This is a genomic window from Pseudomonas sp. A6, from assembly GCF_052367875.1.
GTDB lineage: Bacteria > Pseudomonadota > Gammaproteobacteria > Pseudomonadales > Pseudomonadaceae > Pseudomonas > Pseudomonas citronellolis.
Map to the genome: position 1 here is coordinate 6,218,235 of NZ_CP198970.1, position 12,070 is coordinate 6,230,304.

Sequence of the window (12,070 nt, forward strand, 5' to 3'; positions counted from 1 at the left end):
CAACGACTGGCTGTGTGCGCCAATAGACTGCGGAGCCCGGGGGAAATTACATCAGCTCGGACGGCGGCGACGGCGCAATTGCAACAAGTATTGCACCGGACCGGACGCGGCATAAGCGAGGAACAGCAGCAGCAGGATGCGCGGCGGGTCGGTGAAGACCACGGCGAAGGCCAGCACCACCACCAGGATCGCCACGAAGGGCACGCGGCCGCGCAGGTCGAGATCCTTGAAGCTGTGGTACTTGATGTTGCTGACCATCAGCATGCCGGCGGCGGCGACCATCAGCGCGACCAGCAGGGAGACCTTGGCACCCTGGATGTCGAAGTCGGCGAAGGCCCACACGGTGCCGGCCACCAGGGCGGCGGCGGCCGGGCTGGCCAGGCCGATGAAGTAGCGCTTGTCGGCCTTGCCCACCTGGGTGTTGAAGCGCGCCAGGCGCAGCGCGGCACCGGCCACATAGATGAAGGCGACCATCCAGCCGACCTTGCCCAGGCTGCTCAGTGCCCACTCGAAAGCGACCAGCGCCGGGGCCACGCCGAAGGCGACCATGTCCGACAGCGAGTCGTACTCGGCGCCGAAGGCGCTCTGGGTGTTGGTCAGGCGCGCGACGCGACCGTCCAGACCATCCAGGACCATGGCGACGAAGATGGCGATGGCGGCATTGGAGAAGTCGCCGCTCATGGCGTTGATGATGGCGTACAGGCCGGTGAACAGCGCCGCGGTGGTGAACAGGTTGGGCAGCAGGTAGATGCCGCGGTGGCGGACCTTGCGGCCGTCGGCGTCGTGCCCTTCCTCGACGTGCTCGTCGATGGGCAGCAGGCTTTCGGTTTCTTCGGAGGCCTTGTTCGGCTCCTCGGGACCTTCACTCATGGAGACTTCCTTAGGGAACTCAGCGGAAAAAGATCGAGCGCGGGGCACGGACGCCCGGGCGCACAGGCTTTATACCAGAACCCTGCGCAAGAACGAAAAAACGCGGCCGGGGCCGCGTTTCTTCAAGTGTCGCTAAGCCCTTAGTTCTTGGACTTGTCGACGATCTTGTTGGCAGCGATCCAGGGCATCATGGCGCGCAGCTGCTCACCGATGACTTCGATGCCGTGAGCGGCGTTGTTACGGCGCTTGGCGGTCATCGATGGGTAGTTGGTGGCGCCTTCGGAGATGAACATCTTGGCGTATTCGCCGTCCTGGATGCGCTTCAGAGCGTTGCGCATGGCCTGACGGGATTCGGCGTTGATCACTTCCGGACCGGTCACGTACTCGCCGTATTCGGCGTTGTTCGAGATCGAGTAGTTCATGTTGGCGATGCCGCCTTCGTACATGAGGTCGACGATCAGCTTCAGCTCGTGCAGGCACTCGAAGTAGGCCATTTCCGGCGCGTAGCCGGCTTCGACCAGGGTTTCGAAACCGGCTTTCACCAGCTCGACGCAACCGCCGCAGAGAACGGCCTGCTCGCCGAACAGGTCGGTTTCGGTCTCGTCCTTGAAGGTGGTTTCGATGATGCCGGTACGGCCGCCGCCGACGCCGCAGGCGTAGGACAGGGCGACGTTCTTGGCATTACCCGAAGCGTCCTGGTAGATGGCGATCAGGTCAGGGATGCCGCCGCCCTTGACGAACTCGGAACGCACGGTGTGGCCCGGAGCCTTCGGCGCGATCATGATCACATCGAGGTCAGCGCGCGGTACGACCTGGTTGTAGTGAATGGAGAAGCCGTGGGCGAAGGCCAGGGTAGCGCCCTTCTTCAGGTTCGGCTCGATCTCGTCCTTGTACAGGCGGCCCTGGAACTCGTCCGGGGTCAGGATCATCACCAGGTCGGCGGCGGCGACGGCGCTCGGCACGTCAGCCACTTTCAGGCCATGGTTCTGCGCCTTGACGGCGGACGGCGAGCCCGAACGCAGGCCAACGGTGACGTCGACGCCGGAGTCCTTCAGGTTGCAGGCATGGGCGTGGCCCTGGGAACCGTAACCGATGATGGCAACTTTCTTGCCCTGGATGATGGAGAGGTCACAGTCTTTATCGTAGAAAACGCGCATTTGGGTAATCCCCTGGTCTAGTGGCCTCGTGGGCCGTCTTTCAAATTCAGATGCTGAGAGTCTTGTCGCCGCGGGCGATGCCGGTCACGCCGGTCCGCACCGTCTCGATGATCGCAGCGGTACCGATGGCCTGGATGAAGCTGTCGAGCTTGTCGCTGGTGCCGGCCAGTTGCACGGTGTAGACGCTGCTGGTGACGTCGACGATCTGACCGCGGAAGATGTCGGTGGTGCGCTTGACCTCGGCGCGCTGGGCGCCGGTGGCCTTGATCTTCACCAGCATCAGCTCGCGCTCGATGTGGGCGCTTTCCGACAGGTTCACCAGCTTCACCACCTCGATCAGCTTGTTGAGGTTCTTGGTGATCTGCTCGATGACTTCGTCATGCCCGGCCGTGGTCAGGGTGAGGCGCGACAGGGTCGGGTCCTCGGTCGGCGCCACGGTCAGGGTCTCGATGTTGTAGTTGCGCTGGGAGAACAGGCCGACCACGCGGGACAGCGCGCCGGGTTCGTTTTCCAGCAGCAGGGAAATGATGTGTCGCATGATCAGGTACGCTCCGTCTTGCTCAGCCACATGTCTCGCATCGAACCGCCGCGGATCTGCATCGGATAGACGTGCTCGCTGGTGTCGACCTGGATGTCGAGGAAGACCAGGCGGTTCTTCATGGCGAACGCCTCTTCCATCTTCGGCTTCAGGTCCTTGAGGTCGGTGATGCGCATACCGACGTGGCCATAGGCCTCGGCCAGCTTGACGAAGTCAGGCAGGGATTCCATGTAGGAGTGCGAGTAGCGGCTGTTGTACTGCATGTCCTGCCATTGGCGGACCATGCCCAGCGCACCATTGTTCAGGTTGACGATCTTCACCGGCAGGTCGTACTGCAGGCAGGTCGACAGCTCCTGGATGTTCATCTGGATGCTGCCTTCGCCGGTCACGCAGGCCACGTCGGCCTCCGGGAAGTTCAGCTTCACGCCCATGGCCGCGGGGAAACCGAAGCCCATGGTGCCCAGGCCGCCGGAGTTGATCCAGCGGTTGGGCTTGTTGAAGCGGTAGTACTGGGCGGCGAACATCTGGTGCTGACCCACGTCGGAAGCCACGAAGGCGTCGCCGCCAGTGACTTCCCACAGGGCCTCGATGACGCTCTGCGGCTTGATGATGCTGCCGTCGCCCTTGTCGTAGGGGAACAGGCCGCGGTTGCCGCGCCACTCGTCGATCTGCTTCCACCAGGCGGCGAGGGCTTCCTTGTTCGGCGTCTCGCCGATTTCCTTGAGGATGGTGGCCATCTCGGCCAGCACGCTGTCCACCGGGCCGACGATCGGGATGTCGGCCTTCACGGTCTTGGAAATCGAGGCCGGGTCGATGTCGACGTGGATGATCTTGGCGTTCGGACAGAACTTGGCCGCGGTCTCGCCGTTGATAACGCGGTCATCGAAGCGCGCGCCGACGGCGAAGATCACATCCGCGTGGTGCATCGCCAGGTTGGCGGTGTAGCTGCCGTGCATGCCGAGCATGCCGACGAACTGGCGGTCGTTGCCGGGGAAGCCGCCCAGGCCCATGAGGGTGTTGGTCACCGGGACGTTGAGCAGGCGCGCCACTTCGGTCAGCGGCTCGGAAGCATTGCCCATGATGACGCCGCCACCGGAATAGATGATCGGGCGCTTGGCCGACAGCAGCAGCTCGGCGGCCTTGCGGATCTGGCCGGAGTGGCCGCGGACCGCGGGGCTGTAGGAGCGCAGCTTGACCTTCTTCGGGTAGGCGTACTCGAACTTCTGCGTCGGGTCGCCCATGTCCTTCGGAATGTCGATCACCACCGGGCCCGGACGGCCGGACTGGGCGATGTAGAAGGCCTTCTTGATGACCTCGGGGATTTCCGAAGGGTGCTTGATGATGAAGCTGTGCTTCACGATCGGCCGGGAAATGCCGACCATGTCGGTTTCCTGGAAGGCGTCGGTGCCGACCATGTTGCTCGACACCTGGCCGGAGATCACCACCATCGGGATGGAGTCCATGTAGGCGGTGGCGATGCCGGTGATGGCGTTGGTCGCGCCGGGGCCGGAGGTCACCAGGACCACGCCGGGCTTGCCGGTGGCGCGGGCGTAGCCGTCGGCCATGTGGGTAGCGGCCTGCTCGTGACGCACGAGGATGTGGGTCACGTCGTTCTCTTTGAAGAGAGCGTCGTAGATGTGCAGGAGGGCACCGCCCGGGTACCCGTAGATGTACTTAACGCCTTCGTCACGCAACGAGCGGACGACCATTTCAGCGCCGGATAAAAGCTCCACGTTGTCACCTCTAGAACGCTAAACGATCTCCCAGGGGCGGGGGACCGAAACTTGGTTGGCTGCCCGGCAGACAATTGGGCGATTGTGATCGCCGGCTACGTCGACTGCCGAATGACAGAACTTGGAGGCGCACCTGGTGTGTTACGGAGGGCCTCCACCCAGCGCGAGGTAACGCGAAGCAGGGTGAAACTTAGCGGCGCGGGTAGCGCCTCTTGTCTGCCGAGTAAAACCAGCTTGCGGCCGGCCCACTGCAGCGAACCTTGGATTCTTCTGATTCGGCCGCGTCAAGTCAAGCCATATATGGATTTGTGTCTAACGCAGGTTGTGATCTTTCTCTGCGGACGCATCGACACTTTTGGTTATAGTTACCCGCAGTTTCCGCATCCAAGGACCGAAACCGCATGCGACGGACGATTGTGATGGGCGCTCTGATGTTCGCCCTGAGTGCTCCGCTGATGGCCGCCCAGGTATACAAGTGGGTCGACGCCCAGGGCGTCACGCATTTTGGCGCGCAGCCGCCGCAGGGCGCCGAAGCCGCCACCGTGGACACCAAGGTCGCGCCGCCGCCCTCGGGCTTCCCGCTGCCGCCCAGGCCGGCTCCCGCGCCGGCGCCTTCGGCCAGCGACAAGCAGAAGGCCGCCGACGAGAAGGTGCGCCAGGAGGTCGCCCAGCAGGAGGCCGAGCGCGCGCGCTACTGCGACACCCTGCGGACCAACCTGGCGCAACTGAAGAACAACCCGCGGGTGCGGGTGGCCGACGACGACGGCGAGATGCGGCGCATCCCGGAAGAAGAGCGGCAGGCCCGCATCACCCAGACCGAGCAGGACCTGCAGAAGAACTGCAACTGATAGGCGCGTAGGCGCGGCTCAGGGCGCCTCGCCGATCAGCCGGTCGAACTCGCCCAGGGCCTCGAACAGGGCGTGCATGTGCTCGCCCTCGTCCACGTAGACCATTTCGGCGATGGCGCGGATGCCCGAGGCGCGCGGCAGCTGCGCGCCCGTCTCGATGATCAGCTTCATGCGCGGCAGGAAGATCCACTGCAGCCATTCCTCCAGCTCCAGCGTATCCACGCAGAACGGCTCCTGGCTGGCCAGCGCCTCCTCCGAGGGCGGCTGTTCCCCCCACAGCAACAGCGCGCGCAGCTCCCGCTCGATCAGCAGGAGCTGGTCGGCCACGGCCGGCAGGCGATCGTCCATCACAGCGTCGCCTTGGCGTTCTGCCGCGCGGTAGCCGCGCCGGCCGCGTCACCCTGGGCCTCGCGGGCCTTGGCAATCACGTCCCACAGGCTGGCCTGCAGCGTCGGCCGGCCATTGGCCAGCGACAGACCGCGGCGCGCCACCTGCTCGGCCTGGGCGGCGTCGCCCTGGGCCAGGCGCACCTGGGCGAGCTTGTAGAGCACCTGCGGCTCGCGCGGGGCGATGCGCTGGGCGCGCTCCAGGCTGGCCGAGGCGCCGTTGAGGTCGCCGCCGCCCTGCTGTTGCTGGGCAGTGGTGAGTAGAGCCAGGACCGGGCCATCGAGCTGCTCGTCGGCGGCCAGCGGTGCGTTGCGCGAGGGAATGCCGGACGGCGCCTGCACCGGCGCGGCCGGGGCCTGCTGCTGGTAGCTGGGCTGTTGCTGCTGGTAGACCGGCTGCTGGTAGGTCTGCTGGCTGAAGCCGCCGGTGGCGCTGATGTTGCTCGGCGCGCTGCCGACGGGCGCCGCCGGGACGCTGCCGGACTGCACGCCCGGGGTGATCGGGGCGGTGGAGATCGGTGCTGCGCCAGTCTGCGCCGGGAAGGTCTGGATCGGTGCCATGCCGGCATCCTGGGGTACCATCACGGTCACGCCGGAATCACCCGCCGGCTGCGATGCCGCGCTCGGCGCGGTGTTGGCATTGGCCGGGCGGTTGGCATTGGAATAGCCGACCCGCTCCTGGTTGGACACCGAGGTGCCGGAATCCCGCACCGGGATAGCGCCCTGCTGCGGGGAAGCGCAGCCGGACAGCACGGCCGCGGCGGCAGCCACGGCAAACCACGCGTTTTTCACTTCGAATCCTCTCGCCTCAGTTCAGCCAGCCACGGACCCAGTCCATGACCTCGCCGGCCGGCGTCTGGTTGTTGCCACAGCCGGCGCCGGGCGCCGGCTCGCTTCCGCGAATATAGGGCATCTGCACGGCGCCCGGACAATTGGCGTCGCTGCCCTGGCCGGTACGCGGATCGACCCAGGCCATGCTGACATTATCCGGCATCGGCATGTCCAGCGGCAGGGGGTCGGCCTTGCGCATGAAGCTGGTCCAGATCTGCAGCGCGCCGGTGGCGCCGGTGAAGGGCGTCTTGCCGTTGTCGTCGCGGCCCAGCCAGACCACCGCCAGCAGGTCCTGGCCGAAACCGGAGAACCAGCTGTCGCGGGAGTCGTTGGTGGTGCCGGTCTTGCCCGCCAGGGTCAGGTTCGACGGCAACTGGTTGTAGGCCGAGCGCGCGGTGCCCTCGCGCATCACCCGCTGCATGGCGTTCTGCAGCAGGTAGATGGAGCCCGAGTCGAAGCGCTGCTGGACCTGGAACGGATAGCGCTTGAGCGGCTGGCCGTCGGCGGCGACCACGCTGCGGATACTGCGCAGCGGGGTGTTGAAGCCGCCGCTGGCGATGGTCTGGTACATGGTCGCCACCTGCATCGGCGTCATGGCGCCGGCGCCCAGCAGCATCGACGGGTAGGCCGGCCAGTCCACCTGTACGCCCAGGCGTTCGAGGGTCTTGAGCACGTTGGGCACGCCCAGGTCCAGGCCCAGCTTGGCGGTGGACAGGTTCAGCGAACGCGCCAGCCCCTGGTAGAGGAAGATGGTGCCGTTGGAGCTGCCTTCGTAGTTCTTCGGCGTCCACACCTGGCCGTCCTTGCCCTTGATGGAGAACGGCTGGTCCTGGATCCAGGTGGTCAGGGTGTACTGGCTGGGCCGTTCGAGGGCGGTCAGATAGACCGCCGGCTTGACCAGCGAGCCGATCGGCCGGGTGGCGTCCACCGCGCGATTGAAGCCGGCGAAGCGCGAATCGCGGCTGCCGATCAGCGCCTGCACTTCGCCGGTCTCCGGGTTGGTCACGACCATCGCGGTTTCCGTCTGGTCCAGGCCCTTGCGCCCGGCGAAGCGCTTGAAGGTCTCGGTGACCGCGGTTTCCGCCTTGTACTGCAGGATCGGATCGAAGCTAGTGAAGATGCGCAGGCCTTCCTCGGTCAGGTCTTCCTCGCGGTAGTCCTGGCGCAGCTGGCGCTTAACCAGGTCGAGGAACGCCGGGTACGAGCTGTTGGCCATGCTGCCCTGGCGCGTCACGCCCAGGGGCGCCTGCTTGGCCGCCACGGCCTGCTCGGGGGTGATCACGCCCTGCTCGGCGAGCACGTCGAGCACCACGTTGCGCCGCTCCATGGCGCGCTCCGGGTTGCGCCGCGGATTGTAGTAGGACGGCCCCTTGACCATACCCACCAGCAACGCGATCTGCGGCAGCTTGAGCTCGGACAGCGGCTGGCTGAAGAAGTACTGGCTGGCCAGACCGAAGCCGTTCACCGAACGCTGGCCATCCTGGCCGAGGAACACCTCGTTGAGGTAGCCCTCGAGGATCTCGCGCTTGTCGTAGTGCAGCTCCAGCAGCACCGCCATCATGGCTTCGGTGAGCTTGCGGCTGAGGCTGCGCTCGTTGGTCAGGAAGAAGTTCTTCACCAACTGCTGGGTCAGGGTGCTGCCGCCCTGGCGCAACTGCCCGGCGCTGGCGTTGACCCAGACGGCGCGGGCGATGGACTTCAGCGAGACGCCGTGGTGGGACCAGAAGTCGCGGTCTTCCACCGCCACCAGGGTGTCGACCAGGTACGGCGGCACCTCGTCCAGCTTGATGAGGATGCGGTCTTCGTTGTGCGAGGGGTACATGCCGCCGATCAGCAGCGGCTCCATGCGCGCGACGTCCAGCTTGGAACCGTCGGCGCGGGACAGGCCGGCCACGTAGTCGCCGGAGAAACGCACGCGGATGCGCTGCGCGGGCTCGGCGCCCTCGTAGAACTGGAAGCCGCGGGTATTGAGGTCGACCGTGCCGCCGGACACGGCCACCATGCCCGGGCCGCTGACAGTGCCATCGCGGCGGTAGCCCAGGGCGCCGAGCTCCTGGAGGAAGTCGTCCTTGTTCAGCTTCAGGCCGACGAACAGCTCCAGCGGCCGGGCATAGACCTTGGCCGGGATGGTCCAGCGCTTGCCGGAGAACTTCTCCTGCACGACCGCATCGAGGTACACGGCGAAACCGGCCAGCACGACCAGGCCGACGAGGCTGAGTTTGAGCAGCCAGCCCAGCCACTTGCGCGACGGAGCGGACTTTTGATTCTTACGGGAACGGGGGGATCGGGGACGCGTCATGGCGGCGCATTATACGTACTTTATCCACAGGGGACAGACGCCGCGCGAGGCGGTGTCCGGGCTCTGTCGCAGGCGCGCGGAAGTGCCCCGGCCAAAGCGACGCAGCTTCGACCAGCGGGCAGCCGATTGGTTGCCTGCGGCGCCAGGCAAGTTTGCAGCCACCGGCGATGCCGCCATAATGCCTGCCTCCCGAATCCGGACAGCCAAGGACAATATCCCGTGAGCCAGACTCTGATCGCTGCCCTGCAGAACCCTGCCCTGTACCCCCACCCGGTGGAGCAGGTGCGGGTCATCGAAACCCACATTTCCTGGGTCCTGCTCACCGGCCAGTACGTTTACAAGATCAAGAAGCCGGTGAACTTCGGCTTCCTCGACTTCACCGACCTCGCGGCGCGCAAGCATTTCTGCGAGGAAGAACTGCGCCTGAACCAGCGTCTCACCGAAGGCCTGTACCTGGAAGTGCTGCCGATCACCGGCAGCGAGGCCGCGCCACAACTGGGCGGCGAAGGCCCGGCGATCGAATACGCGCTCAAGTGCCGCGAATTCCCGCAGAACGCCCTGCTCAGCGAGGTGCAGGCGCGCGGCGAGCTGACCTCCGAGCACATCGACGCCCTGGCGAAGCAGATCGCCGGCTTCCACCTGCGCACCCCGCAGGTGCCGCAGGACAACCCGCTGGGCTCGGCCGAGGCGGTGATGGCGCCGGTGCGGCAGAACTTCGAACAGATCCGCCCGCTGCTCAGCGACAAGGCCGACCTGCTGCAGCTGGACGCCCTGGAAGCCTGGGCCGAAAGCTCCTATGACCGTCTGGAATCGCTGCTGCAGGCGCGCAAGGCGAACGGCTTCATCCGCGAATGCCACGGCGACATCCACCTGGGCAACGCCGCGCTGATCGACGGCCAGGTGGTGCTGTTCGACTGCATCGAGTTCAACGAGCCGTTCCGCTTCACCGACGTCTGCGCCGACTACGCCTTCCTCGCCATGGACCTCGAGGACCGCGGTCTGAAGTGCCATTCGCGGCGCTTCGTCAGCCAGTACCTGGAGCAGACCGGCGACTACCAGTCCCTGGAAATCCTCAACTTCTACAAGGCCTACCGCGCCCTGGTGCGGGCCAAGATCGCCCTGTTCAGCCTGGCCCACCAGCACGACGCCGTGCAGAAGGCCGCGACCCTGCGCCAGTACCGCAACTACGCCAACCTGGCGGAGAGCTACAGCGCCATACCCTCGCGCTTCCTGGCCCTGACCATGGGCGTTTCCGCGGTGGGCAAGAGCTCGGTGGCGCTGCGCCTGGTCGAGGCCCTGGGCGCCATCCGCCTGCGCTCGGACGTGGAGCGCAAGCGCCTGTTCGGCGAACAGCACGAAGCCCAGCGCGGCGCCCTGCAAGGCGGCATCTACAATGCCGAATCCAGCGCGGCCACCTACGAGCGCCTCAACGCCCTGGCCGGCGACATCCTCCGCGCCGGCTACCCGGTGGTGCTCGACGCTACCTTCCTCAAGCACGCCCAGCGCCAGGCCGCGCGCCATATCGCCGACGACACCGGGGTGCCCTACCTGATCCTCGACTGCCAGGCGCCGGAAAGCGTGATCGCCGGCTGGCTGGCCCAGCGCCAGGCGCAAGGCGGCGACCCGTCCGACGCCACCCTCGAAGTGGTGCAGGCCCAGCAGGCCGGACGCGAAGCCCTGGACGCCGACGAGCAAGCCCACAGCAAGCGCGTCGACACCCAGGACAGCGCCAGCCTCGACACCCTGGTGGGCAGCATCCGCCAGCGCCTGCCGGGCATCTGACCCCCTCGACGCAGCCCGGGCACGATCGATGCCCGGGCTGCCGTTCGTCACGCCAAGGGCGCTTTCGCGCCCGCCGATGTCACAAAGCCACATTGCCCCGCCAAGGGCCCGCTACACTTCATCGTCAAGTGAGCCGGCCGTCTCCAGCAGTTCACGGCCCTCGCCGCCATGCATGACCCACCCCGTGTGCCGCATCGCAAGGACCGACGATGAACGACGAACTGCTGCATCTGAAGAATCTCGGCAAGACCTCGGCCCAGTGGCTGCACGCCGTGGGCATTCACAACGCCTCCGACCTCCGCCGCCTGGGCGCGGTCGGCGCCTACCGCGCCGTTCGGGCCCGCGGCTTCCGGGCCTCCAAGGTGCTGCTCTACGCCATCGAGGGCGCCCTGCTGGACGTCCATTGGAACGACCTGCCGCCGGCGCACAAGGCCGAACTATTGGGCCAATTGGAGACTTTTCCTCAAAGGAATCAGAGTTAGCTCACAAGCCTTCCAGGAAATGATTTACGGCCGCGGGCCAGAACCCTATCGTTTCAGGGCCCTTCGTGCGCCCCGACCGCCAACGTCCGTCCAAGGAATTACGGCCCATGTACCTACTCGGTGAACAACCGGCCTATGCCGACCAGCTGATCAGCCGTCTGCAGGGGATTCCCGCCCAGCTGCTTTCCGGCCTCGCCCCCTGCGCGGAGCCCATCCGCCTGGAACGTACCGACGACCTGTCGGCCGAGCTGCCGAACCAGCAGCTGTTCCTGATCGAGAACGGCCTGCTCCACGCGCTGGTCGACGAACGCCCGCTGTTCTACCTGCAGGAGGGCGACCTGGTGGGACTGCGCCAGGGCATCGACCTGCCGCCGTGCCGCTACACCAGCGACGAGCCGTTGTGCCTGGTGCCCTATTCGCGCAGCGACGTGTTCCACCACATCCACGCCGACGAGCAGCGCCAGGAACTCTTCCTGCACTACCTGATCGGCCATACCGCCCTGCTTTCCGACGCCCTGGCACACCTCAAGCAGCCGGACATCCGCCCGTCCACTGGCTTCCGCCACTTCGCCGCCGGCGACCAGTTGATCCAGCAGGGCGACGATGCCGAGCACGTGTTCATCATCATCGAGGGTCACGCCGAGGCCTTCGTCGACGGGCAAAAGGTCGGCGACGTGCAGAAGGACGAGATCTTCGGCGCCATGGCCGTGTTCACCGGCGAGAAGCGCAGCGCCAGCGTGGTCGCCAGCGAACCCTGCACCGTGATGGTGATCCCCAAGGACCAGTTCCTCAGCCTGATGCAGAGCAACCCGCGCATCGCCCACAGCCTGATCGAGGGCATGGCCCGGCGCATCGACCTGCTCAACCGCGAGGTCACCCAACTGCGCCTGCAGCTCGGCGCCGGCTAGCCGAAGCCCGATCCAGACGAAGCCCGGCCATGTGCCGGGCTTCGTCATTTCTGCAGGGCGGACTTTTTTTGCGAAATGCTGTTGACTCACAAATGATAATAGTTATTATTACCACAGCTGGCCGCGAGGTCGGCGGGTAAGCTGAGAGCCCTACCGCAGTCGGACACTCAGGTTATCTCCTCATCAGGCTAATCACGGTTTTCGACCCGGCTCATCGCCGGGTCTTTTTTTTGCCC

Annotated in this window: 11 protein-coding genes; 4 read left to right on the forward strand and 7 right to left on the reverse strand. The window is 65.9% G+C overall.

Annotation, left to right across the window (positions count from 1 at the left end):
• Positions 1 to 51: 51 nt before the first annotated feature.
• The 4 genes from pssA to ACTWJ5_RS27345 all read right to left on the reverse strand — a co-directional run bounded on the left by pssA (position 52) and on the right by ACTWJ5_RS27345 (position 4,298).
• Positions 52 to 870, reverse strand: a complete 819-nt coding sequence (gene pssA, locus ACTWJ5_RS27330; RefSeq protein ID WP_009612935.1) for a CDP-diacylglycerol--serine O-phosphatidyltransferase — start codon at positions 868 to 870, stop codon at positions 52 to 54.
• 140 nt (positions 871 to 1,010) lie between these two features.
• Positions 1,011 to 2,027: a ketol-acid reductoisomerase gene (gene ilvC, locus ACTWJ5_RS27335; RefSeq protein WP_074981404.1), complete on the reverse strand. Its 1,017-nt coding sequence runs from the start codon at positions 2,025 to 2,027 to the stop codon at positions 1,011 to 1,013.
• A gap of 46 nt (positions 2,028 to 2,073) precedes the next feature.
• On the reverse strand, positions 2,074 to 2,565 hold the full coding sequence (gene ilvN, locus ACTWJ5_RS27340) for an acetolactate synthase small subunit (protein WP_009612939.1): 492 nt from the start codon (positions 2,563 to 2,565) through the stop codon (positions 2,074 to 2,076).
• Positions 2,566 to 2,567: 2 nt separating this feature from the next.
• Positions 2,568 to 4,298 (reverse strand): acetolactate synthase 3 large subunit, encoded by a 1,731-nt coding sequence (locus tag ACTWJ5_RS27345; protein WP_116425853.1) that lies wholly within the window; start codon positions 4,296 to 4,298, stop codon positions 2,568 to 2,570.
• 401 nt (positions 4,299 to 4,699) lie between these two features.
• On the opposite strand from ACTWJ5_RS27345, the gene ACTWJ5_RS27350 reads away from it, so the two are divergent.
• Positions 4,700 to 5,146 carry a DUF4124 domain-containing protein gene (locus ACTWJ5_RS27350; RefSeq protein WP_009612942.1) on the forward strand — a complete coding sequence of 149 codons (447 nt, stop codon included), beginning with the start codon at positions 4,700 to 4,702 and terminating at the stop codon, positions 5,144 to 5,146.
• 18 nt (positions 5,147 to 5,164) lie between these two features.
• On the opposite strand, the gene ACTWJ5_RS27355 is transcribed toward ACTWJ5_RS27350, so the two are convergent.
• Genes ACTWJ5_RS27355 through mrcB form a run of 3 tightly spaced genes read right to left on the reverse strand, consistent with a single transcriptional unit; the run spans position 5,165 to position 8,662 of the window.
• Positions 5,165 to 5,494: a YqcC family protein gene (locus tag ACTWJ5_RS27355; protein ID WP_301501349.1), complete on the reverse strand. Its 330-nt coding sequence runs from the start codon at positions 5,492 to 5,494 to the stop codon at positions 5,165 to 5,167.
• Positions 5,494 to 6,324: a hypothetical protein gene (locus ACTWJ5_RS27360; protein WP_069863320.1), complete on the reverse strand. Its 831-nt coding sequence runs from the start codon at positions 6,322 to 6,324 to the stop codon at positions 5,494 to 5,496. Before ACTWJ5_RS27360 ends, ACTWJ5_RS27355 begins: the two co-directional genes overlap by 1 nt.
• A gap of 16 nt (positions 6,325 to 6,340) precedes the next feature.
• On the reverse strand, positions 6,341 to 8,662 hold the full coding sequence (mrcB, locus tag ACTWJ5_RS27365; RefSeq protein ID WP_301501347.1) for a penicillin-binding protein 1B: 2,322 nt from the start codon (positions 8,660 to 8,662) through the stop codon (positions 6,341 to 6,343).
• A 219-nt stretch (positions 8,663 to 8,881) separates the two neighbouring features.
• Here mrcB and ACTWJ5_RS27370 point away from each other — a divergent pair, with 219 nt between their 5' ends.
• The 3 genes from ACTWJ5_RS27370 to ACTWJ5_RS27380 all read left to right on the forward strand — a co-directional run bounded on the left by ACTWJ5_RS27370 (position 8,882) and on the right by ACTWJ5_RS27380 (position 11,834).
• On the forward strand, positions 8,882 to 10,444 hold the full coding sequence (locus ACTWJ5_RS27370; RefSeq protein WP_074981393.1) for a bifunctional aminoglycoside phosphotransferase/ATP-binding protein: 1,563 nt from the start codon (positions 8,882 to 8,884) through the stop codon (positions 10,442 to 10,444).
• Between the two features lie 209 nt (positions 10,445 to 10,653).
• A complete protein-coding gene (locus ACTWJ5_RS27375) occupies positions 10,654 to 10,926 on the forward strand; it encodes a TfoX/Sxy family protein (RefSeq protein ID WP_009612953.1) in 273 nt (90 codons plus the stop codon).
• Positions 10,927 to 11,033: 107 nt separating this feature from the next.
• Complete coding sequence (locus ACTWJ5_RS27380; protein WP_074981391.1) at positions 11,034 to 11,834, forward strand: Crp/Fnr family transcriptional regulator; 801 nt, start codon at positions 11,034 to 11,036, stop codon at positions 11,832 to 11,834.
• Positions 11,835 to 12,070: the final 236 nt, after the last annotated feature.

Excerpts from the sequence above, each read along its gene's own strand:
- pssA (WP_009612935.1), bottom strand. The coding sequence starts at position 870 with ATGAGTGAAGGTCCCGAGGAGCCGAACAAGGCCTCCGAAGAAACCGAA.
- ACTWJ5_RS27355 (WP_301501349.1), bottom strand. The coding sequence starts at position 5,494 with ATGGACGATCGCCTGCCGGCCGTGGCCGACCAGCTCCTGCTGATCGAG.
- ACTWJ5_RS27375 (WP_009612953.1), top strand. The coding sequence starts at position 10,654 with ATGAACGACGAACTGCTGCATCTGAAGAATCTCGGCAAGACCTCGGCC.
- ACTWJ5_RS27380 (WP_074981391.1), top strand. The coding sequence starts at position 11,034 with ATGTACCTACTCGGTGAACAACCGGCCTATGCCGACCAGCTGATCAGC.
- ilvC (WP_074981404.1), bottom strand. The coding sequence starts at position 2,027 with ATGCGCGTTTTCTACGATAAAGACTGTGACCTCTCCATCATCCAGGGC.
- ilvN (WP_009612939.1), bottom strand. The coding sequence starts at position 2,565 with ATGCGACACATCATTTCCCTGCTGCTGGAAAACGAACCCGGCGCGCTG.
- mrcB (WP_301501347.1), bottom strand. The coding sequence starts at position 8,662 with ATGACGCGTCCCCGATCCCCCCGTTCCCGTAAGAATCAAAAGTCCGCT.
- ACTWJ5_RS27350 (WP_009612942.1), top strand. The coding sequence starts at position 4,700 with ATGCGACGGACGATTGTGATGGGCGCTCTGATGTTCGCCCTGAGTGCT.